Below are 25,037 nucleotides of genomic sequence, written 5' to 3' on the forward strand. Positions count from 1 at the left end.
ATTTTTAATCATTACCAAATATATCTCTGGAATATACTTTTATTTGTACATCATAAAGTTCTTCAACCATTCGGTTGCTCACAATCACATCTGCTACTTCTTTGAACTCATTTAGGTCTTTGATTATCCTTGAGTGGAAGAATTCGCCTTCCTCACAAACAGGCTCATAGACCACCACATCAATCCCTTTCGCTTTCAGACGTTTCATAATCCCTTGAATACTTGACGCTCTAAAATTATCCGATCCTGACTTCATAATTAGTCGGTAAATACCTACGACTTTTGGATTACGCTTCAGAATTGAATCAGCAATAAAATCTTTACGCGTTCTGTTCGCTTCTACAATGGCGCTGATCATGTTATTTGGTACATCTTGGTAATTTGCTAGAAGCTGCTTAGTATCTTTTGGTAAGCAGTATCCACCGTAACCAAAACTTGGGTTGTTGTAGTGATTACCAATACGAGGGTCTAAACCTACCCCTTCAATAATTTGCTTGGTGTCCAGGCCGTGAGCTTCTGCGTAAGAGTCCAACTCGTTGAAATACGCTACACGCATTGCTAGATAGGTATTTGAGAATAGTTTTACAGCTTCCGCTTCTGTCGATTCTGTGTAAAGAATGTTTATATTTTGCTTAATCGCACCTTTTGACAGCAGCTGCGCAAATACTTCTGCTCGCTCGCTTTGTTCACCTACAATAATTCTTGATGGGTACAGGTTATCGTATAGGGCTTTACCTTCACGCAAAAACTCCGGGGAAAACATTAGGTTTTCTGTGTCCAGTTCGTGTTTCATGCGCTCCGTGTAACCTACAGGTACGGTTGATTTGATCACCATTGTCGCTGATGGGTTGATTACCATGACATCATTGATAACCGCTTCTACAGAACTTGTATTGAAGTAATTGGTTTCAGGGTCATAATCAGTTGGCGTCGCAATCACGACAAAATCCGCAGTTTTGTAAGCCAACTCTTTATTTGTTGTCGCTGTGAAGTTCAAATCTTTTGTTGTTAAAAATTCTTCAATTTCTCTATCTGAGATTGGCGAAATTTTATCATTTAGCATTTGAACTTTTTCTTCAACTAYATCTAGTGCTACAACTTCGTTGTGTTGCGCTAAAAGCATCGCGTTAGAAAGACCAACGTAACCTGTACCTGCAATTGCAATTTTCATATTTTTCTCTTGAAAAGTTATTTTCCGCTTATCTAATATTTTCAGTTGAATTTAGGCACGCTACCGCCACTAGGTTTCCAGCTCCTAGACCGCTATCAAATGTTTTTTATTACTGTGTTTTCAGTTTTAAGCGTTTAGTTTTAGGCTGGCTCTTTCAACGTAAGGCTCAACGCAAAACTAATAACTCATTACTTGTACTTTTATCTGGTACCCAGCTATGCCATTTAAGTTCAAAGCTTTTTGTCCAATGCCTAAAGCTCTGTGTTTTTAGCTAAAAACAACTATGGGTACATGGTACGCGTTAATTTCGAGAGGAATATACACTCAATCCAAACCATAGTAAAGGGTACGAAGTATACAATTTAAGGCTATTTAATTTGAAGTAGATCAGGCTTGATTTACATCAAGCCTGAATTAGGTTTGAACTATGAATTTACTTGGTTAGCCGGGTTTTCACCGTAGGTGCCATATGTGCCGTATTTACCGTAACCACCATAAGTAGAATCGGTTTTAAGGGCTTTTTGAGTCACCTGGTTTACGATAATACCGTCGATATTAATGTTCTGGCTGATGTAGCGTGACAAGGTGTTTTTCATGCTTGCCAGGCGTGTGCCGTTAGCTTTTACAACAATCACAACTCCGCCCACTAGTTTACTAATGATCATAGTGTCGCTGATAGGCAATGTTGGTGGTGTATCAATCACAATGCGATCGAAACGTTGTTCAAGTTCATCAAGTAAGTTGGCAAACTTCTCTGAACTTAATAGTTCTTGAGGGTTTGGCGTTAACATACCTGCAGGTAAAATGGTTAAGCCTGTTTTGTCGTCAGTAAACAAGCATTGGTTTAAATCTGCACCCATTAATAGGTGGTTAGTTAAACCTTGTTGATACTTTTTAAAACCAAAACGTTCAGCAATAGATGGCTTACGTAAGTCAGCATCAATCAACAGTGTGTTTTCCATTTTTGCATACGCCATCGCCAGGTTAAGTGCGGTGGTCGACTTACCTTCATTTGGCAGTGCAGAGGTCACGGCAATGCGTTTTCTGTCTGTACCCATATGGCTTAAAGATAGTGCCGTACGAATAGAACGGATTGATTCTGCAAACTGTAGATTTGTTTTGTCGTCAAATACCGTGTTATCAAGATCTTTCTTCTTGAAACGCTTTTCCAAAACTTGTGGAATGCCGCCTAGTGGTACTAGGCCAAAACGCTCTTCAAAGTCTTTAACTGATGTAATGGTATTACGCAGTGCATCTAGTAAGAACACCATAACTACAGCAAAACCAACCGATACCACCATAGCTAGTGCAACAATTAGCTTTTTCTTCGGCGCAGCAGGCGCTTGAGGAATACGAGCAAAATCAGTAAAGCGTGCATTGGCAGCTTCAAAGTCACTCGTCGCTGTCGTTTCTTTTTGGCGCGTCAAGAACAGGTTCAATACCTGGCGGTTAGTTTGTACGTCACGCTTTAGTGTTTCGTATTCGCGTTTTTTCACGGTTAGAGCTTGAAAGCCTGACTTCTTTGCCGTTAACTCTTTGTTTAACAGTTTTTCTTGACCGCGCAATGTTSCCAGTTCTTTACCCATGCCTTTAATTAGCTGTTGTACTAGCTCACGACCTTGGGTTTTAACCGAGTCTAGTTCTGCCATTGCTTGTTGCATTTTGGTATGAACCGGACCGTAGCGTAAAGACAGTTCTTTTACGTTCTTTTCTGCTTGCACTTGAATAGAGCGAATTTCAACCACTTGAGGGTGAGTCGAAATAACAGGAATAGATGCAACAACTGCAATATCTAGGTTTTTACCACTACGCAGTGCCTGATAAGCCGATTCGACTTCAATGCGGCGATCCGTCACTTCTGCTAAGCGCTCTGAAATACCGCTTATTTCATTACTTGCTAATGCATCAATGCCGCTGTCATCAATCAGTTGTTCACGAGTTAGGTAATCGGTTAATGATTTTTCTGACACCGCGAGCTGTGTTTTAAGTTCTTCAAGACGATTGCTGATCCATAAAGATGCATCTTTGGTTGCTGCCAGGCGCGCTTCTACATTCATTTCGATGTAGGCGTTGCCCATCGCGTTTGCAACATCTGCCGCTAATACTGCATCTTCAGAGACAAAGCTAATTTTTACCAACTGTGTTTTACGAATTGGAGAAATAGTCAACTTATCAGCAAAGATACTCAATGCTTCCTGACGAATTGCTTCTTTAATTTGCGCTTCTGTCTTTGGTTGTTCTTTGCTGTACGCTTTAAACAAAGGCAGTTCTTTTAGCATCTGCACAACTGATTTTTCAGTGCTTAATGTGCTGTTAAACTCTTCACGCTCTTCAAGTTTAAGTTGCTCGATAACACGCTCTGCAACTTGTTGAGATTTTAATATCTCAAACTGAGTTAAGTAGTACTCTTTCTGGGTCGAGTCGATACCCACCACTTCTTCAATTGAAACCGCTTTTTGCGCCTGAGCTTCAATAAGAAGTGTTGATGTTGCTTCGTATTTAGGTGTGATAGAAAACACAACTAACGTAGTTAACGCTGTGACCAAAATCGCGAACATTGCGATTTTCATCCAGCTCTTTTTCAATAGTATTAGGTATTTACCTAAATCAATGACCTCATCATTATTGAAATTTTGGTCTTTTGCTAACAATTGCATTTGAATTACTCGGCTATAGAGGTGTCAAAATTGGGTTTCGTCTGAACATTTAAACTTTTTAATATTTAAACTATCCAGTTATAAAATACGGTTGCTTATTTGCCACCAAACATTACTTTCCGCCAAACAGAGAGCTCACAATGTAAACCGTGTCGCCCGGGCCTACTTTGTCTGAGATGCGCGATTCTTCTTGGTCATCTAAGTAATCTGCCAGCTCTTCTTCGCTTAGGTTTTTTGTTTCATTTGAACGGGTAATGTAGATACCTTTGCTCTTACGGTATTTCGCAATGAAACCACCAGCTAAAGAAACGGCTTTTTCTACCGTTAGGCCCGGTTCATATTCGTAACCACCCGGTTTGTTCACCACACCATTAATGTAAAAGTTACGGTATGAAAAAATATTCACACTGACTTTAGGGTTGATAAGCACTCGTCCTTTTAACCCAGTCGTGATTTCTTCCTGAAGCTGGTTGAGTGTTTTTCCTTTTGTGGAAATTTTGTCTAGGTATGGGTACTCGACCATTTGTCGTGTATCAATACGTAGCTCTTCGATACTTAAATCTTCTTCACCATAGACAGAAATGCTGATCGCATCTCCTGGCGCTAAAGTGTAATGGGTGCCTTCATCAGCTTGTACGCCAATACTCACACCAATAAGCGTGAATATTGAAAGAATGTATTTTTTAAACATAGTTAACTCTGGTTCTCTTTTGAGCAGTTGGGATGAGACTGCTTTCAGTACTTGCTTCCCGGTTTAAGGGCACAGCGGTTTTGGGGACTTTTCAACCTAAGGTAAAGTTTGTTCCATCACGTCTTGCTCGTTAATAAACGGCTTATTAATGAACGGTTCTTTAACTACGTGCAGTGACGGCGACTAAACCTAGGCTAATAAGCCGTTTTACTAATAAAACCTTTAAAGACTGTAAGGAATACAATTTTTAAATCGAGAAGTAGGCTCCAGTGCTGAATGTACTTCAAATCGTATTCAACGCGTTTTTCCATTTTCTCTAAGGTATCGGTTTCACCTCGGTAACCACTGATTTGGGCTAGCCCGGTAATGCCCGGTTTTACTTTGTGGCGTAACATATATTTGTCGACAATCTGACGATATTCTTCATTGTGCGCGACCGCATGAGGCCTAGGCCCAACAATCGACATCTTGCCTTGTAATACGTTAATAAACTGAGGGAGTTCGTCTAAAGATGTGCTGCGAATGAAACGGCCAAACTTAGTGACACGAACATCATTCTTGGTGGCTTGTTTTACAACGGTACCGTTATCCATCACTGACATAGAACGAAACTTCCAGACTTTAATTTCTTTGCCGTCTAGGCCATAACGCATTTGTTTAAAGATAATAGGGCCGCGGCTCGACACCTTAACGCCCAATGCAACAACTGCGAGCACGGGTGAAATCAAAGCCAAAATAGCAGAAGCTAATACAATATCTTGCATGCGTTTAACAACACTTGAGAAACCATAAAATGGAGTATCTTGAATACTTATTGTTGGGCTTCCGCCAATGTTTCTCCAACGTGCTTGCATAAGTTCAAACGTGTTGACATCAGGTACTAGATAAACATGCGCAGTGGTGTCTGAAAACTGGCGAACAATCGATTGAACACGTTCGGCATTCCAAGTTGGAATAGCAATATATACGTGACGAACGGAACGGCACTTAGCAAGCTTTAAACCATCTCGGATTGAACCTCGGTACTCTGCCCCGCAGTTCGCAAATGACTCTGGGTCAATGTTGCGTGGTTCGCTACGATCATCGAAAAAGCCAACCAGTTTAAGTGAGTGCGTGGCGTTGTGGGTAATATCTGACGCGAGTTTTACGCCAGTGCCCGTCATACCAATAATTATCGCTTTCTGTTTGTATGCGTGCTTCTTGAAGTGAAGAGTTTGCAGCGCATTTGCTAAGTATCGGCTGCCCACTAGTGCGATGGGAGTAAGCACCATCCATACTGCAATAACGACTCTTGAATGGATTTGACTCCAGTGAGTAAAAAACGCCATAAGTAAAATACACAGAATCGCTTTTATCCAAGACGAAGCGATAGGTGAAAGGTGGTTACTTGAGGAGCTCGACTCAAACCTACGATAAAGGCCATTATTTTCAGCAAAGAACACAAACAGTAATGCTGAAAATGCGCCAGTGAAATAGTAAGTTTTTGAAAACTCACCTAAATAGCAAAGTGAAACGAGATATAAAACGCTAAAGATCAAGACGCTATCAACAACACGAAACAACGTGTTGGATTCTTGTTCGCCAAATCGAATGTTATTATAAGTATTCATTTCTACCTAAGTATGCCGTCGCTCAAATCATAAATCCTTGAGCGTTCAAATAAATGATRATGTCCATCCTTAGACTCCCAAACACAATGCGTACCTCGAACGCATTGGTGGCGAGATTCTAGTGTAAGCCTGCATTCAAGTAAACAAAATTCTATGCTTTATTTTCTACCTGCTGTTAATTTATAAAAAGAAATTGATCTAGATCATTTTGGTACGATATCACTCTATTTTGAGAATATTATCAGTTAACCATTGACGGCTATCAGACAAATAGTCTAACTTTACAACCAACAGAACAACATTCTATATGTGTGGTCTTGACAAGGAAAGTCAACCAATGCGAATTATTAAGCAAGTAATAAAAGCTAGCTGTAGTGCTATTGCTGTATTTACCTTGCTACTCTCTCCCGAAAGGCCATTAGCGTCACCTCTCAGTTTTGGTCAAGCTGATATTCCTGCTATTGTTTCAAAAATCAAACTGCTATACGGTAATAGTGCACAAAGCCGAGCTTTCGAGTGGTTAGAATTAGTAAAAGAATATAGGGATGAAGATCTTCAAACCCAAATGAAACATGTGAATAATTTTTTCAATCAGCTCGTGTTTATTGATGACATAAAACTGTGGGGTAAAGACGATTACTGGGCCAGTATTGCGGAGTTTATAGGTGCCGGAGGGGGTGACTGCGAAGATTTTACTCTAGCTAAGTTTTATACCTTAGTTTTCATGGGTGTAGATCCGAACAAACTACAAATGACTTACGTAAATGTCGTTACGGTGCAGCAAGCACATATGGTTTTAGCCTATCAGGCTAGCCCCAACCATGAACCAATTATCCTCGATAATATTAACAAGCAATTGTTACCCGCATCTCAGCGCACAGATTTAGAACCTATTTATGCCTTCAATGCTGAAGAGCTTTGGTTAACTAAACAAATTGGTCAAGGCCAATTAATTGGTAAAGCAACCACCATAAAACCCTGGGTCCGAGTAATGGAATCTACTCAAAAGTTAGACATGGCGACCCCCATCATTAATCTTGATAAGGCACAGTAATGACTCTTCACAGGCAGTTATTTATCATTCTAACCGTTATTCTTACTTCTCTTTCAGTTCTTACGATTAGTGTTGCTTTTAAAGCTACTCAGCGCCACCTTACCGAACAGCAATACGTCGAGCTCAACAACACTGCTCACGCAATCGGTTTTGCATTGAAACCAGCGGTAGCTAACAAGTCTGTTAGCCATATCAACCTGGTATTGACGTCCTTTTTCGATAGTGGCCACTATCAGAGTGTCACTCTGACATTTAAAGATGATAGGCCGACAATCCATCACGAGTATGAAGAAAGTAATATTCCAGTCCCTTCATGGTTTCGGAACTATTTCACGCTTCAACCGGTTGTACGGTCAGTTTCAGTTTCGTCTGGTTGGACTGCAGAAGGAACATTGACTATTCAAGGTAGCTCAATGTTTTCATATATTCGGTTATGGAATACAACTCTGGCTTTCGTTTTACTGGGTGGTTTCTTCAACATTCTGGCATTAGTCATTTTTCATCTAGTTTTAAAGCGAACGTTACAACCGCTAAATGCTTTAACTCAGCACGTAGCCGACTTTCAAACCAACCATACTTATACGCCGTTAACTCCACCAAAAACGAAGGAAGTTGCGACGCTAATTAGCGCTTTTAATAGCATGTCTCGTCAACTCGACTCGTTTATTGGCGACCTTGAAAGTTCAACCGCTAAATTGTGCCAATCGGCTTACTTGGATGATAAAGCTGGAGTACCAAACCGAGTTTATATTATTGAGTCGCTAGCAAGAGGCATTAAAGAAAAAACAAATGGTTCTATGGCTGTTTTTCAGTCTCCAAAACTAAAGGAACTCAAAGACGATTTACAGTTTGAAGAACTTAACAACCGAATAAAAAAAGCTGTCTCCTTACTGTCTCAAAATGAATTGGCAGGCCTGGTCGTCGCAAAGCTTTCAGACTCTGAGTTAGTATTACTTGATACTGATGGAGAAGATGGGGGGTTCTTTGAAAATTCACAACGAGCGTATGAGCTTTTATCACTTAAATTCGACGGCGGTGTTAAACGCTCCTCTGTCAGTATTAGCCAATACTCCAGCGTAAAAACACTGTTAACCGACATGGATAACCAGTTAAAGGCAACAATCCTTTAATATTTCTCTAATGCAATAAAAAAGCTCAAGGCAATTGATACCTTGAGCTTTTTCTATTTAGCGATGTAACTTACTTAGCTTATTTGTTTGCTAAATGTTCACGAACACGTGAGCCGTCATAACCGCGCTTTTTAGCTTCATTTTTTGCTTTTGAGTAATCCGACTTAGAACGGTTGTTAGAGCGCTCTCTGTCTTTCACACGTGCAACAATTGCATTTTTAACTTTTTGCTTTTTCTCAGTGGCCGTCAAATCATTAAACTGATTGAATTTCGCTTGTTGCTCACTGTTACCCAGTCCCCAGCTATTTACTAATTGATCTAATACCGAATCGTATCCTTGGCTAGCAGTAATATTGTTTAGCGCAACAAATGCTTGAATTTGTTGTTTACGAGGCATAGCCGCGACTTCTTGTTGGATGTCTTGCATTAAAGATTGCATTGCCAAATTTCGCTCAGCCGCACTTTTATCTTCGTAATCACCTTCTTTTTCGAAAATGTCATGCATTTCTTGAATTCGGTCCTGATTCCAGCCTAATTCAGACAGTTGCTCRTAGCCCTTTTTATCACGAGGGTCTAAACCACGTTTAGGATCGAACTCCCCAAGATCTTCTTTTGGCGTCGGTTGAATACGGTCATTGATGCGATCCTGTTGACGCTGATCTTGGCGGACATCACGACGAGCTTCACGTGTCTCCATTGTGTTTTTTACGGCTTCTTGAATACGATTCGAATCACGAAGTGCTTTTTCTTCGCCCGTTTCAGGATTTTGCCACACTAGCTTCTCGCCATTCCAAACGATATCCCACGTTGTTTGTTTATTTTTGTCGTCGTTATCATCTAACCACTTGTTCAATGCTGCCAGAGCTTCGGGAGTCGGCATCCAATCAGCGATAGGGACAATACCAAATTCAGGTTCAATTGGTTCAACAATAACTTCAATTGGGTCTGTACCAAAACCTGGGTCTACCGGGTCAATGACAACATCAATTGGGTCAATAATTACATCAACCGGCTGCGGTTGAGTTGGAGTTCCAGGCTGGCCTGGTAGAGTTTCGATTGGCAAACTTGGGTCGGTAGGAACAATAATGACAGCTCTAGAGTTATCATTATTACCGCTAATAGTAAGTAAATAACCAGTTGGAGTCTGGATAACTTCAACACCAGCAGCAGAAGCTGGAAGGTTCACACACCAGTTACCTACTTGGATGCTATCACATACTTGAGTAATGCTCATTTCACCACCCGTATAAATAATTTGAGCACCCTCAACTTGGCCAAACTGTTCACGGACTACGATTCCTTGTAAGAAATCGCCATAAGGCATGCCATGCACTTCCATTGCTAGCTCATCCTGAGAGTAATTATCCAAACGGAACTGCGCAACGTCTTCACGTTTTGAAGCCATTGCTGTATTAGCGATTACTAGAGATGCTAAAGCTGAAATTAGAAATGTTTTTTTCATGAATAGACGTACCTTATGTAATGGATTTTGTACTCTTTGCATTCTTGTCGATGTCTAGAGTTACTGTTCTTTATCTTGAGCAGTACAGGTCATCCATTACGGTACATGTGCTCAAGCAGTTGATGGCGTGTATTTAACCACTGACTCTTTGCCCTGTCAATAATGCGTACATCATATACATTAAAATAATTTGTTATAAGGCGTGGCTATTTAGTTATATATAAACAAGAGTTAGGTCTATGGCTAAAGTCGCTAGGGCGTTGGTGGAACTAATTTTGAGGGAGTCGGCGTTATGAAGCATAGCTGAATCATCAGTTCGCATTAAACGCTGACTTGGATTGAAGGGGTAAACTGAGTTTATGATTAAGTGACTGTTATCGCTAACCTAGAACCTCTTTGACAGGCTTCTCTAACTGAGGTGTGCTACTCGTACGTTTATTGAAGTAATTTAAGCTCAGTTCTTGCGAGGTGATCGGTTTATTAAAGTAATAGCCTTGGCCAGTCTTGCAACCTAAGTCCGCAAGAATTTTTAGATGTTTTTGAGTCTCAATACCTTCCGCAATAATATCAATATTCAGGCTTTTAGCTAACGCGAGAGTCGCTTTAACCAGTTCCCTGCTCTTATTATTTGTGTCGATGTCATAGACAAAAGATCTATCGATCTTTACACCATCAAAATTAAAGTTCTGTAAATAAGTTAAAGAGGAATAACCGGTACCAAAGTCATCAAGCCAAATTGAAAAACCTAGTTTTTGTAGTTCAACCAGCACCTCATTTGCTTTATCTGCATCATCAAGTAATAGAGACTCTGTCACTTCCAGCTGAATTTGGCTTGGTGATATTTGGTACTTTTTAAGCTGCGTTTGAAAAATAGCGCACAGATCTTGTCTGTATATTTGGCGTGCCGATAAGTTCAAAGCCAGCGTAAATTGATTATCTACTAGCCCTGATTTAATCCAGCAACTTAAGTCTTGGAATAAACGTTCAATCAACGCTTCCCCAATAACTAAGATGGCATTAGATGCTTCAGAGATGGGGATAAACTCGTCGGGGAATATGATGCCCCGTTGGGGGTGGTTCCAGCGGACGAGTGCCTCAGCACCAACTATTTGGCTATTAGTGAGATCCATTTTAGGCTGATACCAGAGTTCAAATTGTTCTGTATCATGAAGCGCACTTTGCAGCTCTTTCTCAATCGCCATTCGGTGAGCAACTTCTTTTCTCATCTCTTCACTGAATGTTACCGCTGTATTCTTACCTTTTGCTTTAGCTTCATACATTGCCATGTCGGCGTATTGAATAAAGCTTAACGCATCACCTTTGAATTCAGGGTAGTGAACGATACCAATACTGCCACCAGCGTTAACAGAGTCATTCGTTAGCTGTACTGGTTTTTGTAACTTTTCTAACATGGGATTCGACATAGCTTGATGGTGCTCTTTAGGGGCGTTGACTATGCAAACCAAAAATTCATCACCGCCGACCCTCGATACTATATGCGGGAAGTTATTACCTTTTTCATCTTTAAATTGATGATAATTGGTAAATAAGTTACTTAATCTTTCCGCTATTTTTATTAGAAACAGATCGCCTTGTGCATGACCATAAGTATCGTTAACCGCTTTAAAGCCATCAATATCAATAAAAAACACTTGTAGTGAATGAGTATGCTCGTTAGCTAAATGGGAGTTAATAAAGTCGGCAAATTTGGTGCGATTAGGTAAGCCTGTGAGTGCATCATGGTAGGCCATATACTTAATGGCTTCTGTTCGCTTATTAATTTTTTGGCTCATTTCATTATAAGCGCGCGATAGCTCACCAATCTCATCATTACGACTGTCGTTGGGGAAATTTTGATAATCATTATTGCTAGCGGATCTAAAATGGTTGATCAGCAGGTTAAGTGGCTTGGTGAGTGTATGCGCTAAATACCAAATTAAGCTCGCACCAATTGCCATACCAATAGCTGTTAGTAACGCTTGTAAGACGAAAAAATCACGTCGCTCTTTTTCACGGATCTCATGTATCGCTTCATGTTCCGCATCCAAATCTTTTTTGAGTTGATCCATACTCAGCTCCATAAACAAAGCCCCTTCCACTGAGTTGCCCGCTTGGATAGGAAATACAAACTGTACACGTTGATCAACTTGTTTACTGAGCACTTCTCGCTCAGCTATTGATTCTTGTATCAAGGGAAGTTGAGGGTGCTGTTTACCAAAGTTCGTTAACTCTTCACTGCCATCATGAAAAATGATGCCTTCAGCGTCAGTTATGCTGAGAGATCGAACTTCTTCAAGTGTTAACACAGGCTTGAGTAGCTTTAACGCAAGCTCAAGATTAAACGTATAGAGGGCGTCAAACAAATTTTCAGACAACACGTTACCTAATGACATACCTCGTCTAGATAGCTGCTGATTTAGGCTTATTTCTGTATTGGCGTGTAATTGCTCAATCAGCTTGGTATTTATATCGTCATATATATTTCGATAAGCAAGAAAAAACATCAACGAGATAGCCAACAGAATACTCGTACTGGCATACATAAAACGTTTTTTTAGGGAGAACCTGACATTCATTGTATTAGTTAGCTAGCTGCATTATTTGTGGTAGTTGATCTCGGCTCTGATCAATGAACTGGCTAAACTCTGTATCGATAGCTTCAATTTTGGTCGTTTTTTGGAATCTATCCAAACTGCTTTTCCCTTCACCTGTAGAGTGAGCTTGGTACATAGCCTGTTTAAGCACATCAAGTTGAATACTATTAACTTTTGAGCTTACAAGCATCAAGCCTCTAGGATACGACGGAGTTTGAGCAATAACAGTCAAACCATCTTTTACAGCATTTGGGGCATCATTGGGATCAGACCAATTCAAGTTACTGAATACGGAGGCATCGAGCTTTTGGTGATATGTCCAAATAGCCATATTTAGTTCATCAGAATTGTTTAATGCTTGGCTAGCAAAAAGATAACCTACTTTATCTGAGTCTGGTTGTTGATTTAATGACTGCATTTTTTGCAACTGATAACCTTCACTGATCAAATAGTTCGCAGGAAAAAAGAATCCACTACTTGAGGTATGTTTTTCAAATGCAATGGTTTTACCTTTTAAGTCACTCAAGTTTTTAATGCCGCTTTGATTACTACTAAAAAACATAGAGTGATACTGACGAGCGTTTTTCTTCCATCGCAGTCCTGCGAAATTAACATCAGTTAACTGCTCTAGCATGAGGGCTGCGTATACAGTGGAGGTCGTGAGATGAACTTTACCGCTGCTTAGTAGGTCCGCCATTTCTTCTAAATCATCGGTAACCAAAACTTCACCATGAGTATAACCAAATGGAGCCATTTCTTTGGCTAGATACTCTATGAATGGTTCGCTTCTGCGTATGGCTTTTTGCGGCTTAGTTGAAACAATCCCCATAATCAAAGGCTTCGATTGCGTTTCATTAAGGCCAGTGTCAGCAGCAACAATCATTGTAGGGATAAATAGTAAGAAAAATAGCATGAGGTTTAATAGTCGAGGCATATTCCCATCCAATTAATTGGTATAGCATTCCGAATGGTAAGCTATTTTACGGGTACGACAAAGAAGTTTAACATCAAGCTTGGTATTTATTGCGACTCATACATAATAACAAAAACTCTGGTGATCATTTTTCTTTTAAAGTTACATGTTTCGTTGAACTTGAGTTGCGGTATCGCTCTAGTTACCCTGCACCTAGTGTTGATACTACTAGCTCAGTGCAGTTTAAATATACCCTCGATAGATAATCATCTTTGTCACTTTGAAAAATTGCTATTATCGGCTTACGAAGAATACCGTGACAAAAATAAGTACATAAAGACCAAGTATGACAACGAATACTCATCCACACATAGACATACCATTCACCTTGCGTCACACCTGTTGGTTTTGTGGTGAGCCGTCAAATAGCACGATTGCATTTCCCAAGACAGTTAAGCCTATTTCTCAAATGGAACATTTCCCGCTAACCGTCCCTTCTTGTAAAGAGTGTGCAACTTTCAAATACCCCAAAGACCTGAGATCTATTTTGGCTCTTCGGGCTCACATAAAACAAGCTCTCATAGATAAGTATGCTAAACATCTTGGCATCGGTGAGAATTGGACTGAACAAGAAATCATAGATAGTGAATTTTCTGGTTCCGTACTGGGTGGCTTTGGAAAAAGTGCGTGGGAAATGTATGAAATAGCCAGGCAGCGCGTCAATTACAAAGGCTGGCCATTATCAATTGATAACATTCCAATAGAGATATACGACGAAGCTGCTGGTTTTGAGTTCAATGGTACTCGTCATGTTTCCATTCATACCTGTATTGATTATTTAACTAAAGCTGCAGGAATAGACAAGGAGTTGCTAACCCAGTTAATTGGCATCGTTTCACCGACTCGATTTGATTATGCGCTGCGGATAGCGAAGCTGAATAAAGATGTATCTAATACAGTTCGTTCGGAAATAATAGAAGAAGTGCTGCAACAAGAATCTGACCAAGAAGAAATCCAGATTGAAAAACAGCGCTCAGAGTCATTGTTCAATTCCGCCATTGAAGAAGTGAACATTWCTGGCACTATCGCCCCTGTATTCGCTATTCAGTGGGCTATCTCTAATCACGTTAAAGATTTAGCCCATCTCTGTTCACTCGAAGACGAATACTTTGACGAATTTGAACACCTTGGAGGCCCAGCTGCTTTTATGTCTTATAATGGGCTTCAGTTATATGTGAACGCTAGAGAGAATCCAGAGTGGGTAGAGAGGAAAGATCCAAATAGGAAGTATTGGATCTAGTTGCTTTCGATCATTAGTATTTATTGCGCTAGAAGAAGCATCTCAGGCCAATAAATTACAATACTATAGGAAGTCCACAGCGCGATCTCCCTATCATATTCTGAATTAGGTAGTGTTCTAAAACGACAAAAGCCTGACAACTTATTAAGTTATCAGGCTTTCTAAATAATGGCACGCCCTGAAGGATTCGAACCTTCGACCACATCCTTAGAAGGGACGTGCTCTATCCAGCTGAGCTAAGGGCGCGCTACAGGAAAGGATTATACGAGTTCGAATCTGTAAATCAATGGCTTTGTATAACATTATGATCTAAGTGACTAAAAATAACTCACACGCACTATCATTGACGAAAAATAGACCAATGCAAACGTTTGCTTGATGGAAATCAAAAACGTTTTCTGGAATAATGCGCCAAAACATCAGCCACTAACTTGAATATCAATGCTAAGGAAATTCATGACTGCTCAAAATATTGATGGAAAGCTAATTTCTCAAACGGTTCGTTCTGAAGTTGCTGCACGTGTAAAAGCGCGCACTGAAGCAGGCCTACGAGCTCCTGGCCTAGCGGTTGTTTTAGTAGGCGAAGACCCTGCGTCTCAGGTTTATGTCGGTAGTAAACGTAGAGCTTGTGAAGAAGTAGGCTTTGTATCTAAGTCTTACGACTTACCAGCAACAGCAACAGAAGAAGAGTTGCTTACACTTGTCGACCAACTTAACGAAGACCCTGAAATTGATGGCATCTTGGTTCAGTTGCCTTTACCTGCTGGCATCGACAGCACACACGTTCTAGAGCGTATCACGCCAGAGAAAGACGTCGATGGTTTTCACCCTTACAATGTTGGTCGTCTTGCACAGCGAATGCCCAAGCTACGTTCATGTACGCCGAAAGGTATCATCACGCTTCTAGACCGTTACAATATTGACCTACGTGGTAAGCACGCTGTTGTTGTTGGCGCTTCTAATATCGTTGGCCGTCCTATGACTCTAGAGCTACTACTGGCGGGCTGCACAACGACAACATGCCACCGCTTTACTAAAGATCTTGAAGGTCATGTTCGTCAAGCTGATGTTGTAGTCGTTGCTGTAGGTAAGCCTAACTTCATCCCTGGAGCTTGGATCAAAGAAGGCGCTATCGTGGTCGATGTAGGTATTAACCGTTTAGAGTCTGGCAAGCTAGTAGGTGACGTTGAGTATGACGTTGCAAAAGAAAACGCGAGCTTCATTACTCCGGTTCCTGGCGGTGTTGGCCCAATGACAGTAGCAAGCCTTATCGAGAACACTATGATTGCTTGTGAGCAATTCCACTCGAAAAAGTAACACGTTCAATTAAAAAAGCCGCGATAACCATTAGGTATCGCGGCTTTTACTCAAGTTTCTAAGTATTACCAGCTCACATACCACTCCTGTGGTGTAAACGAGAAAGCCTACTGTCCTATTGATTCGTAATCTAAAGAGAGAGGACAACTCCCGCAATAGCTGCGCTCATCAAGTTAGCAAGCACACCTGCACTTATCGCTTTAAAACCATATTGAGAAATAAATGAGCGTCTTTCTGGCACAATGCTCCCTAACCCACCGATCAAAATAGCCATAGTCGATATATTAGCAAAGCCGCACAACGCAAATGTTACGATGGCTTGTGAGTGTTCGCTTAGCTGATCTTTGACTTCCATAAGCTGAATAAACGCAACAAACTCGTTCACTACAATCTTATTACCAATCAATGAACCCGCAATAACCGCTTCAGACCATGGAATGCCAAGCAACCAAGCGACTGGTGCAAACATATAACCCAAAATCATTTCAAAGCTCAAAGCAACACCAAACCAACCACCGATATAACCAAGCAAGCCATTAAGCATTGCGATAACACTGATGAAAGCCAGTAGAGTCGCACCCACCGCGACCGCGATACGCACACCAGACATCGCGCCATCGGCCATCGCCTCTACGACATTCGTCGCTTTTGGCAACTCAATATCAGTTTCAATATTTTCGTTTTGCTCTTCACTTGAACCTGGCACTAGGATTTTAGCCATTAACAGACCAGCAGGCGCAGACATAAACGCAGCGGCTATCAAGAAGTTAAGATCAACACCTAACGACGCATAACCAACTAGCGTACCACCAGCAACAGATGCCAAACCACACGTCATTACCGCAAACAGTTGCGAGTCGCTCATATGCTTAAGGTAAGGTTTAACCACTAACGGCGCTTCTATCATTCCCACAAAGATATTTGCAGTTGCAGACAAAGACTCTGCACGTCCCGTTCCTAGGAACTTTTGCAGTCCACCACCGATAATATTAATCACCTTAGGCATTAGCCCAATATGGTACAAACCGGAAATTAACGCGGAGAAGAAAATGATAATACCGAGTACATTAATAGCGAAAACGAAGCCGCTATTAGTCAGCCCACCAAAGAGAAAATTGATGCCCTCTTGACCATAATTGATCAAGTGAGATACAGCGCCAGTGACACCGTTCAGTACTTCTTTACCCATTGGGACGTAAAGCACAAGCAGCGCAAATGAAATTTGCAGTAGGAAAGCGAGAGAGACCGTTCTCAGTTGTATATTTTTTCTGTCCGTAGATAGTAACCAAGCAGTTACTAATATTGCGAAAATTCCAAGTAAGGATGCCATTTGAGCTAGCCTTTGTATTGAGTAACGAAAGGCGTGGCATTCTATACAGGAAATCGTTTGCGGCAAGTCGAGGTTGTTAATAGCTTGTACTTAACAGTGCTCAGATAACAACCAATGTTTTAATTGGTTGTTTTTAATATGATAATTATCAAATTGAACAGTATTATTTCCATATGGAAAATATATTTATAGAGTTCGAAACAATCAATGGTGCAGCTGTACCGACGRCTTTAAATAAGAATCCCAATAACACGGTGCCCCCAAATGAGATCTGAAAAAGTCGATAACTGTCGAAAGCTTCTTTGGCATGTTTTGTCGGCTTGGATATACCGCATAAAACGGCATCGTTTGGCTTGCAGTCCAATCAGGCAAAACTTGAATCAACTTGCCTGTACGGAACTCATCTTTAAGAAGGTAAGTTGCAAGGTAGGCCACTCCCCAACCAGATACCGCAGCATCTCGTACAGCCTCAGCCAAATCTACCGAATAATTACCTGCGATCTTCACACAGTAGTTTTCTTCTCCTTTGGAAAACGCCCAGGATGCGTATTCACGCTGACGGCTTTTGTAAATCAAACAATTGTGATTCAAAAGATCACTCGGTTGATGCGGTGTTCCTTCTTTAATCAAATAATCAGGAGAAGCAGCAACGACAAACTGGCAGTCAGCTAGGCGTTGGGCAATATAACCTTCTGGCAAATCTTCATTATTTGTTACCCAAAGATCCAAGCGTTCCTCAAGCATATCGACCTTATAATCAAATAGGCTCACCTCTACTCTTAAATTAGGGTACAAACGTCTAAGTTCATCAATCGCAGGGATGATATGCAAGGTACCAAAAGATTGAGAAAGGCCTACTCTCAAGCGGCCTGCAATATCATCACGCTGGCTTTCCATTTCCAACTGAGCGGTTTTCACAGTGTTAAAAAGCTGTCCACAATGCTGATAAAACACCTGCCCAGCCTCGGTTAACGTTAACGAACGTGTCGTACGCTGAACAAGCTTAATGCCTATTGAGTCTTCCAATAATGCAACTTGCTTACTGATGTGTGAAACGGACACGCCCAAACTTTTCGCCGCGGCGGTAAACCCTTCATGTTTAATGAGCGCATGGAATATCACCATCTGCGCAGCTCTGTCTGTTAACACATAAACTCCAATACATTTAACCAGGAACTAAAAAGGACTCCGAAGAGTCCTTTTTATTATTGAAACTTGATTCTGTCAGCGAGGTGACTGACTGCCAAGGCAAAGTAATAGGAACGATTCCACTTCATCAGTACATTGTAGTTGTTGTACACCAAGTACGAACGCCCTGAGACATCATCAGGCATGATCAATCCTGCTTGAATATCTTCATTAAGCTTTGGTAAAGGTTGACCGCTGTACCCTGTCACTCCAAGCTTTGACCATTCTTGAAGGTATTTAACCTTATCAGGAGTACGACCTTGCAAGTCAAGTGAAATATCAGCCGGAACTTGAACCTGACGTCCCCACGTATAAGTGTCGTCCCAGCCTGATTGGCTTAGGTAATTAGCCGCTGATGCAAAGACATCTTCTTTGGTATTCCAAATGTCTTTTTTACCGTCGCCATTACCATCCGCAGCGTACGCTAAGAACGAGCTAGGCATAAACTGAGGTTGCCCCATCGCACCAGCCCAAGAACCTTTCATTTCTTGTGGTTTGATATGACCTTGCTCAAGAATATTCAGTGCAGCCATCGCCTCTTCACGGAAAAAGGCTTCTCTGCGGCCTTCATAAGCCATTGTTGAAAGCGCATCGATAACACTGTAATTACCAGTGAACGTACCAAAATTACTTTCGACGCCCCACAAAGCCACGATAAAGCGAGGCTGAACACCATACTCCTCGCCAATTCGCGTCAGCGCATCATAGTGTTTGTTGTATAGCTCTTTGGCCTGCTTAACCTTCCAGTTTGGGACTGCACGAGGAATATACTCATCCAGCGTCAGTTTCTTTTCTGGTTGGTTTTTATCAGCTTTGACAGCTCTTGGTTTGAAAGTTACATCTTCAAAAGCCTGATCAAGTATTGATTCTGAAATACCTTGTTCGCGGCCTTGTTGCTTCAGAGTCAGTACATATTCATCGAAGCTAGGTTTACTAACAACTGGCTTATTAGCAGTAGGCTCATTAGCCGATTGTTCATTTGCTAATAGATTGCTTGCCATTAATAAAGCACTCGCACCAACCGCAATTGCACATACTTTTTTCAAGAGCTCCTCCTTGAACCTATAAGATGTTTATTCTTCGCTTTCCGACTTTTTCTGTTGAGCTTTGCGTTCTTTATACAGATCTAACTCATTCACAGTAGGAGGCGGCACTTGCAGGAAAAAACCATCATTTTTAAGAGATTCTTTCACTTTTTCAATATCAACTTGAGCCAGCGTTCTGCCGTCCATTTTGATTACCATAACAAAGCTAGGTTTACCGAACATCTGCATCAAAGTGTCAGGAACTTGTGAAAAGTCGTCTTTTTTAGGGATATAAAGGTAAGTGCCTTCTTTCTTAGAGCTTTTATAAATAGAACACAGCATGACAAGCCTTTTCTCTTGAACAGAACTATAAAAGTCAGAGTTCTGAAATTATTGGTTTAAGTTTCGAAATATTGGGAACAAAACGCCCTTTTGACAACAAGATTGCTTGCTGTGCTTGGTTTGGGAATATAACATGATAAGCCTAGTTTCGGGCAATCTCCTTTATTGTAAAAATGAAAGAAATTGTAGCCAGCTCTTATTAAGGTCCTTTAGTAATCAATGTCTAATAATCCAGATCTCAAAGGTAGTAGTTTCACTCTATCTGTATTGCACTTGGCTGATTCTCAAGTAGAAAGTGCGATGACATTTCTTCAAGAAAAGGTAACCCAAGCTCCTTCATTTTTTGCTGCAGCTCCCGTTGTTATCAACATCAGCAAAGTCGAAGGTGATATCGATTTTTCACAGTTGAAAAGTGGGATATCACAAGCTGGAATGATCCCTGTTGGCGTAACCGGCTGCCAAGATAAGCGCGCACAAAACCTAGCGAAGGAAGCAGGATTCGCAGTAATGACGGCGAGTAAGTCCCCTTCTCAAGCTCCAGCTAAGATGGCGCCCACAAAAATCATTCGAACTCCTATCCGTTCTGGGCAACAAGTCTATGCTAAAGATGGCGATTTGGTGATATTGAACCATGTAAGTGCAGGAGCGGAAGTTATTGCCGACGGCAGCATCCATATTCATGGCACTTTGCGCGGTCGAGCGATTGCAGGCGCAAGCGGTCAAAAAGAAGCAAAAATCATTTGTAACGACTTACAAGCAGAGCTGGTTTCCATTGCGGGAAATTACTGGCTCAGCGATCAAATTGAAAGTGAGTACTGGCAGAAAAAAATCATGCTAAGCATGACTGATGATGTTCTGCACCTCGATGTACTTGCGATATAGAAAGATAAAAAGGAAAAGATAATGGCACGCATTATTGTTGTAACGTCAGGTAAAGGTGGTGTTGGTAAAACCACTTCAAGTGCGGCTATCGCCTCAGGACTGGCTTTAAAAGGTAAAAAAACAGCAGTTATCGATTTCGATATCGGCCTACGTAACCTTGATTTGATTATGGGCTGTGAACGCCGCGTTGTTTACGACTTCGTAAACGTAATCAATGGTGAAGCAACTTTGAATCAGGCAATGATCAAAGATAAGCGCACCGACAACCTATTCATTCTTCCAGCTTCACAAACTCGCGATAAAGATGCGCTGACTAAAGATGGCGTACGTCGTGTATTTGATGAACTTGACGAAATGGGTTTCGATTTCATCATTTGTGATTCACCTGCTGGTATTGAGCAGGGTGCATTAATGGCACTTTACTTTGCTGATGAAGCGATTGTTACGACGAACCCTGAAGTATCATCAGTACGCGATTCAGACCGTATTCTAGGTATTCTAGACTCTAAGTCTCGCCGTGCAGAAGAAGGCCTAGAGCCAGTTAAGCAGCACTTGCTTCTTACTCGCTATAACCCTGCACGTGTAACTCAAGGCGAAATGCTAAGTGTTGAAGATGTTGAAGAAATTCTGCACATTTCACTACTGGGTGTTATTCCAGAAAGCCAAGCGGTTTTAAATGCATCAAACAAAGGTGTTCCAGTAATCTTTGATGATGGTTCTGACGCTGGTATGGCTTACGACGACACTGTTGAACGTCTTCTTGGTGGCCAAATTGATTTCCGTTTCTTAACCGAAGCGAAAAAGGGTATTTTCAAACGACTATTCGGAGGCTAATCAGCAATGTCATTACTAGAGTTTTTTAGACCGCAGAAAAAATCATCGGCAAACCTAGCTAAAGAACGTTTGCAAATTATTGTTGCAGAACGTCGCAGCCATAATGACCCTGCACCGTCATATTTACCTCAGCTTAAAGAAGACATTCTAAAAGTGATCGCTAAATATGTAGAAGTTGATCCTTCAATGGTCGATCTATCGTTTGAGCACAAAGATGACGACATTTCAGTGTTAGAACTGAATGTTAAACTGCCAGATGACGAGAAATAACCTCACGTAAAGCCACACTATTCACGGCTCCACTTCTATGTGTAGCCGTGCTCTTCATCCCAGACCTTTCCAACCTACGTCAATAAATACTCGCTCATAACCAGTGGTTATCAGTGCAATAATCAACCTTTATTATCCGTACTTATTAATATTTTGTATTCTTTCTCCGTTCCCAATAACTCAGAGAGAAACCACTTATGTTATCCCTAAACAATAAAATCAAAGCGTCGATCATTTCTGTTGCTCTATTTGTTGTTACAGGATGTAGTTCACCAGCACTGGATGCAGACAATGAAAATGCCGCTAGAAATAGAGGCGCGGTCGGTGGAGCATTAGTAGGCGCAACTCTGGGTGCATTGACTGGTGACGCTAAGTTAGCTGCTCAAGGCGCTGCTATCGGGGGGGTGACTGGTGGGGTTGCCGGATCAATGAAAGATTTAGATGATTCACGCCAAAGTAACAACACTCAAGTACTCGCTGACGGGCACTCTCAAGATCACCGTAGCGATGCGGAAAAGCGAGTGGCTGAACTAGAAGCTGAATTAAGAATTAGAGAGTTAGAACAGCAATTGTCGGAAACTCAAATATAATAAGCAGATTAAGGCATTAAGTTCATAGATAAAAGAAAGGGAAAGTGTAGCAACACCTTCCCCTCTATAACTCTATACATTGTTGAGTTGTATTATTTGATTGCTTTACTCAGCTTTTCACCCAATACATCCAAACGCCAACCTTGCATTACATCAGGCAGTTTTGCTGGATCGCGGTCATGCTTCCAAACCCAACTTAACACTTGGTTTAGCTGCTTTTTAGATGCCAAAAACTCAGTAGCAAGACCAGATGCCGTAGATGCTTTTTTCACTTCATCTTTCAGTACCTTGAATAACTGCTTATAACCAGGGTAATCCATTAAGCGTTCAATTTTCGCTGGGTATTCTTCTTCTGGAGTGTGTTCAGCAAGCTTCACAATAGAACTGATTTTTGCGCTATGGCGACGTACAGCTCGTGGATCAATATCTTCTTGCTCCATTTGGCGAGCATTGGTTATTGAAAAGCGCGCAACAGTAAGTAAATCCTGCTCTTTGAAAACAAAGTTCAACGCTAAATCACGCTTCACGGCTTCTTTATAACGCCACGTTGCTAACGGGCGCAAGATAGCCAGTTGCTTAGGGTTCAGTTGCCAAGCACCTTTTATCTCTAAGTATGCTTTTTCTGGCTGTGCTTTCTTGATTCGCTTAGTAACTAACAGCTCTGACTCTTGCTGAGCTGCGTCCCACCAGCCTGCAGCCTGCACTTTTTCAAGTAGCATGTTATACATTGGCATTAAGTAATGAACGTCTGCCGCCGCGTAATCTAGCTGCTTCTGTGAAAGTGGGCGCGCCAACCAATCAGTACGAGACTCGCTCTTATCAAGCTCGACACCAACAAATTCTTTCACTAATGCAGCAAAGCCCGTTGATAAACCATGACCCAAGAATGCAGCCATTACCTGCGTGTCCACCATAGGGAAAGGAGTACAGCCAAACGCATTTTGGAATACTTCTAAATCTTCACCACATGCGTGCAAAACTTTAAGAACTGACGTGTCTTGGAGTAACCCTTTAAATGGTGACATGTCATCCATAGCAACAGGGTCGATCAACGACAAAGTTTCGCCATCAAATAGCTGGATTAATCCCAATTGAGGAAAAAATGTTCTTGTACGGACAAACTCAGTATCGAGCATCACTACATCAGCTTCACGCGCTTGCAGACAAACACGTTCAAGGTCATTCAATTGGGTAATAATTTGATAGTTCACACAAACTCTCGCTTGATTTGATTGGCGGTCGGATACAAAAATGCCGACATGAATTGTCGGCATTCTAACATCATTTAAACGCTACTGCTTCCGCTTAAGCGCTTTTTGCTTGTGCGAGTTGTGCGTCATTTTCTTCACGAAGAACACGACGAAGAATTTTACCAACATTGGTTTTTGGTAACTCTTCCTTAAATTCAACCAACTTAGGTACTTTGTACCCCGTTAAGTGTTCACGACAGTGCGCAATAACTTCTTCCTTGGTTAAGCTAGGATCTCGTTTAACAACGTAGATTTTAACCAACTCACCAGACACGTCATTGGCTTGACCAATCGCTGCGACTTCCAATACTTTGCCATGCAGTGCGACGACATCTTCAATCTCGTTCGGGTAAACATTGAAACCAGATACAAGGATCATGTCTTTCTTACGATCGACTATATGCAGCAACCCTTCATCGTCAAATTTAACGATATCCCCCGTTGATAACCAACCGTCTTGATCAATAACTTCTTTGGTTGCTTCTGGGCGCTGCCAGTAACCTTGCATAACTTGAGGGCCACGAACTTGTAGTTCACCAGTTTGGTCATTCGCAACAGGTTTACCTTCATCATCAACAATACGAACATCCGTTGAAGGCACTGGTAGGCCAATTGCACCAGTGTAGTCTTTCAAGTCGTATGGGTTACCCGTAACCAATGGAGAGCATTCTGTTAAGCCATAGCCTTCAAGCAGGTGCACACCGGTTGTTTTCTTCCATTGCTCTGCAACTGCACGTTGAACAGCCATACCTCCGCCAACTGAAAGACCAAGGTTACTGAAATCTAACTCGTGGAAGTCTTCATTATTCACTAAAGCGTTAAACAGTGTGTTTACACCTGTAATAGCAGTGAAGGAGTATTTTTGTAGCTCTTTGATGAACCCCGGAATATCACGAGGGTTTGTGATCAATAGGTTCTGTCCACCAATCTCAACAAACAGTAAGCAGTTCACTGTTAGCGCAAATACGTGATATAGCGGTAATGCTGTCACTACCAGTTCACGGCCTTCTTTCAATACAGGGCCGTACGCACCTTTCGCTTGTAGAACATTAGCAATCATATTGCGGTGAGTCAGAATCGCACCTTTCGCTACACCAGTAGTACCACCTGTGTATTGTAGGAATGCAATGTCTTCACCTGACATAAATGGCTTCACATATTGCAGGCGGCGACCTTTATGGAGTGCCTGACGAAATGAAATAGCACCTGGTAGGTTGTACTTTGGCACCATGCCTTTTACGTATTTCACAACGAAATCGACAATTGTACCTTTAGCACGTGGCAGCATTTGACCAAGGCTAGTTAAAACAACGTGCTTAACCGGTGTTTTATCAACGACTTTTTCAAGAGTACTAGCGAAGTTGGATACGATAACAATCGCTTTCGCACCGGAGTCGTTCAGCTGGTGTTCAAGTTCTCGTGGAGTG

Annotated in this window: 20 protein-coding genes, 1 tRNA gene and 1 pseudogene; 8 read left to right on the forward strand and 14 right to left on the reverse strand. The window is 41.5% G+C overall.

The genetic code is table 11. The annotated features are described in order from the left end of the window. Nucleotides 1-4 precede the first annotated feature (4 nt). From L4C33_RS07825 to L4C33_RS07840, 4 genes are all read right to left on the reverse strand, one after another. Entirely contained in the window at nt 5-1,171 is a 1,167-nt protein-coding gene (locus L4C33_RS07825) for a nucleotide sugar dehydrogenase (RefSeq protein WP_428811877.1), read from the reverse strand. Nucleotides 1,172-1,596: 425 nt separating this feature from the next. Continuing rightward, nucleotides 1,597-3,828, reverse strand: a complete 2,232-nt coding sequence (locus L4C33_RS07830; protein ID WP_428811878.1) for a GumC family protein — start codon at nt 3,826-3,828, stop codon at nt 1,597-1,599. Nucleotides 3,829-3,940: 112 nt separating this feature from the next. Beyond that, complete coding sequence (locus L4C33_RS07835) at nt 3,941-4,519, reverse strand: polysaccharide biosynthesis/export family protein (RefSeq protein WP_428811879.1); 579 nt, start codon at nt 4,517-4,519, stop codon at nt 3,941-3,943. A 194-nt stretch (nt 4,520-4,713) separates the two neighbouring features. Then, the gene (locus tag L4C33_RS07840) at nt 4,714-6,129 is read right to left on the reverse strand and encodes an undecaprenyl-phosphate glucose phosphotransferase (RefSeq protein ID WP_428811880.1); all 1,416 of its coding nucleotides are present in this window, start codon (nt 6,127-6,129) and stop codon (nt 4,714-4,716) included. A gap of 337 nt (nt 6,130-6,466) precedes the next feature. On the opposite strand from L4C33_RS07840, the gene L4C33_RS07845 reads away from it, so the two are divergent. Further along, entirely contained in the window at nt 6,467-7,183 is a 717-nt protein-coding gene (locus L4C33_RS07845; RefSeq protein WP_428811881.1) for a transglutaminase-like cysteine peptidase, read from the forward strand. Beyond that, nucleotides 7,183-8,313: a LapD/MoxY N-terminal periplasmic domain-containing protein gene (locus L4C33_RS07850; protein ID WP_428811882.1), complete on the forward strand. Its 1,131-nt coding sequence runs from the start codon at nt 7,183-7,185 to the stop codon at nt 8,311-8,313. The genes L4C33_RS07845 and L4C33_RS07850 overlap by 1 nt, the downstream gene beginning before the upstream one ends. Nucleotides 8,314-8,392: 79 nt before the next feature. Here the strand turns inward: L4C33_RS07850 and L4C33_RS07855 are convergent, their stop codons facing one another. The 3 genes from L4C33_RS07855 to L4C33_RS07865 all read right to left on the reverse strand — a co-directional run bounded on the left by L4C33_RS07855 (nt 8,393) and on the right by L4C33_RS07865 (nt 13,303). Continuing rightward, the gene (locus L4C33_RS07855) at nt 8,393-9,775 is read right to left on the reverse strand and encodes a hypothetical protein (RefSeq protein WP_428811883.1); all 1,383 of its coding nucleotides are present in this window, start codon (nt 9,773-9,775) and stop codon (nt 8,393-8,395) included. Nucleotides 9,776-10,155: 380 nt separating this feature from the next. Continuing rightward, nucleotides 10,156-12,318 carry a putative bifunctional diguanylate cyclase/phosphodiesterase gene (locus L4C33_RS07860; protein WP_428811884.1) on the reverse strand — a complete coding sequence of 721 codons (2,163 nt, stop codon included), beginning with the start codon at nt 12,316-12,318 and terminating at the stop codon, nt 10,156-10,158. 37 nt (nt 12,319-12,355) lie between these two features. After that, nucleotides 12,356-13,303: a PhnD/SsuA/transferrin family substrate-binding protein gene (locus L4C33_RS07865; protein WP_428811885.1), complete on the reverse strand. Its 948-nt coding sequence runs from the start codon at nt 13,301-13,303 to the stop codon at nt 12,356-12,358. Between the two features lie 325 nt (nt 13,304-13,628). Here L4C33_RS07865 and L4C33_RS07870 point away from each other — a divergent pair, with 325 nt between their 5' ends. Further along, nucleotides 13,629-14,582 carry a hypothetical protein gene (locus L4C33_RS07870; protein WP_428811886.1) on the forward strand — a complete coding sequence of 318 codons (954 nt, stop codon included), beginning with the start codon at nt 13,629-13,631 and terminating at the stop codon, nt 14,580-14,582. A gap of 169 nt (nt 14,583-14,751) precedes the next feature. On the opposite strand, the gene L4C33_RS07875 is transcribed toward L4C33_RS07870, so the two are convergent. Beyond that, a tRNA-Arg gene (locus L4C33_RS07875) sits at nt 14,752-14,828 on the reverse strand. A gap of 210 nt (nt 14,829-15,038) precedes the next feature. Here L4C33_RS07875 and folD point away from each other — a divergent pair. After that, nucleotides 15,039-15,899 (forward strand): bifunctional methylenetetrahydrofolate dehydrogenase/methenyltetrahydrofolate cyclohydrolase FolD, encoded by an 861-nt coding sequence (folD, locus tag L4C33_RS07880; RefSeq protein ID WP_428811887.1) that lies wholly within the window; start codon nt 15,039-15,041, stop codon nt 15,897-15,899. Between the two features lie 130 nt (nt 15,900-16,029). Here folD and L4C33_RS07885 read toward each other — a convergent pair whose 3' ends face one another. The 4 genes and pseudogenes from L4C33_RS07885 to L4C33_RS07900 form a co-directional block, all read right to left on the reverse strand. Continuing rightward, complete coding sequence (locus tag L4C33_RS07885) at nt 16,030-17,229, reverse strand: NupC/NupG family nucleoside CNT transporter (RefSeq protein ID WP_428811888.1); 1,200 nt, start codon at nt 17,227-17,229, stop codon at nt 16,030-16,032. Between the two features lie 204 nt (nt 17,230-17,433). After that, the gene (locus L4C33_RS07890) at nt 17,434-18,354 is read right to left on the reverse strand and encodes a LysR family transcriptional regulator (RefSeq protein ID WP_428811895.1); all 921 of its coding nucleotides are present in this window, start codon (nt 18,352-18,354) and stop codon (nt 17,434-17,436) included. A gap of 80 nt (nt 18,355-18,434) precedes the next feature. Further along, nucleotides 18,435-19,343: pseudogene (locus L4C33_RS07895) on the reverse strand (lytic murein transglycosylase); the annotation flags it as partial. A 147-nt stretch (nt 19,344-19,490) separates the two neighbouring features. Then, a complete protein-coding gene (locus L4C33_RS07900) occupies nt 19,491-19,784 on the reverse strand; it encodes a YcgL domain-containing protein (RefSeq protein WP_428811889.1) in 294 nt (97 codons plus the stop codon). Nucleotides 19,785-20,003: 219 nt separating this feature from the next. Between L4C33_RS07900 and minC the strand changes: the two genes are divergently transcribed. The 4 genes from minC (at nt 20,004) to L4C33_RS07920 (ending at nt 22,360) form a co-directional block, all read left to right on the forward strand. After that, nucleotides 20,004-20,666, forward strand: a complete 663-nt coding sequence (gene minC, locus L4C33_RS07905; protein ID WP_428811890.1) for a septum site-determining protein MinC — start codon at nt 20,004-20,006, stop codon at nt 20,664-20,666. Nucleotides 20,667-20,687: 21 nt separating this feature from the next. Further along, nucleotides 20,688-21,500 carry a septum site-determining protein MinD gene (gene minD, locus L4C33_RS07910; protein WP_428811891.1) on the forward strand — a complete coding sequence of 271 codons (813 nt, stop codon included), beginning with the start codon at nt 20,688-20,690 and terminating at the stop codon, nt 21,498-21,500. A gap of 6 nt (nt 21,501-21,506) precedes the next feature. Next, nucleotides 21,507-21,770, forward strand: a complete 264-nt coding sequence (minE, locus tag L4C33_RS07915) for a cell division topological specificity factor MinE (protein WP_428811892.1) — start codon at nt 21,507-21,509, stop codon at nt 21,768-21,770. Between the two features lie 197 nt (nt 21,771-21,967). Beyond that, nucleotides 21,968-22,360, forward strand: coding sequence for a YMGG-like glycine zipper-containing protein (locus L4C33_RS07920; RefSeq protein WP_428811893.1), 393 nt, complete (start codon nt 21,968-21,970; stop codon nt 22,358-22,360). Nucleotides 22,361-22,452: 92 nt separating this feature from the next. Here the strand turns inward: L4C33_RS07920 and rnd are convergent, their stop codons facing one another. Further along, a complete protein-coding gene (gene rnd / locus L4C33_RS07925) occupies nt 22,453-23,571 on the reverse strand; it encodes a ribonuclease D (RefSeq protein ID WP_428811896.1) in 1,119 nt (372 codons plus the stop codon). A 94-nt stretch (nt 23,572-23,665) separates the two neighbouring features. Next, nucleotides 23,666-25,037: AMP-binding protein (locus L4C33_RS07930; protein ID WP_428811894.1), on the reverse strand; the 1,372-nt coding region annotated here is incomplete at its 5' end.

Origin of the sequence: Vibrio makurazakiensis (assembly GCF_050337375.1) — a bacterium.
In the GTDB taxonomy this organism is placed as follows: Bacteria; Pseudomonadota; Gammaproteobacteria; order Enterobacterales; family Vibrionaceae; genus Vibrio; species Vibrio makurazakiensis.

Excerpts from the sequence above, each read along its gene's own strand:
- L4C33_RS07900 (WP_428811889.1), bottom strand. The coding sequence starts at position 19,784 with ATGCTGTGTTCTATTTATAAAAGCTCTAAGAAAGAAGGCACTTACCTT.
- L4C33_RS07845 (WP_428811881.1), top strand. The coding sequence starts at position 6,467 with ATGCGAATTATTAAGCAAGTAATAAAAGCTAGCTGTAGTGCTATTGCT.
- L4C33_RS07850 (WP_428811882.1), top strand. The coding sequence starts at position 7,183 with ATGACTCTTCACAGGCAGTTATTTATCATTCTAACCGTTATTCTTACT.
- L4C33_RS07920 (WP_428811893.1), top strand. The coding sequence starts at position 21,968 with ATGTTATCCCTAAACAATAAAATCAAAGCGTCGATCATTTCTGTTGCT.
- minC (WP_428811890.1), top strand. The coding sequence starts at position 20,004 with ATGTCTAATAATCCAGATCTCAAAGGTAGTAGTTTCACTCTATCTGTA.
- L4C33_RS07840 (WP_428811880.1), bottom strand. The coding sequence starts at position 6,129 with ATGAATACTTATAATAACATTCGATTTGGCGAACAAGAATCCAACACG.
- L4C33_RS07860 (WP_428811884.1), bottom strand. The coding sequence starts at position 12,318 with ATGTATGCCAGTACGAGTATTCTGTTGGCTATCTCGTTGATGTTTTTT.
- minD (WP_428811891.1), top strand. The coding sequence starts at position 20,688 with ATGGCACGCATTATTGTTGTAACGTCAGGTAAAGGTGGTGTTGGTAAA.
- L4C33_RS07865 (WP_428811885.1), bottom strand. The coding sequence starts at position 13,303 with ATGCCTCGACTATTAAACCTCATGCTATTTTTCTTACTATTTATCCCT.
- minE (WP_428811892.1), top strand. The coding sequence starts at position 21,507 with ATGTCATTACTAGAGTTTTTTAGACCGCAGAAAAAATCATCGGCAAAC.
- folD (WP_428811887.1), top strand. The coding sequence starts at position 15,039 with ATGACTGCTCAAAATATTGATGGAAAGCTAATTTCTCAAACGGTTCGT.
- L4C33_RS07885 (WP_428811888.1), bottom strand. The coding sequence starts at position 17,229 with ATGGCATCCTTACTTGGAATTTTCGCAATATTAGTAACTGCTTGGTTA.
- L4C33_RS07835 (WP_428811879.1), bottom strand. The coding sequence starts at position 4,519 with ATGTTTAAAAAATACATTCTTTCAATATTCACGCTTATTGGTGTGAGT.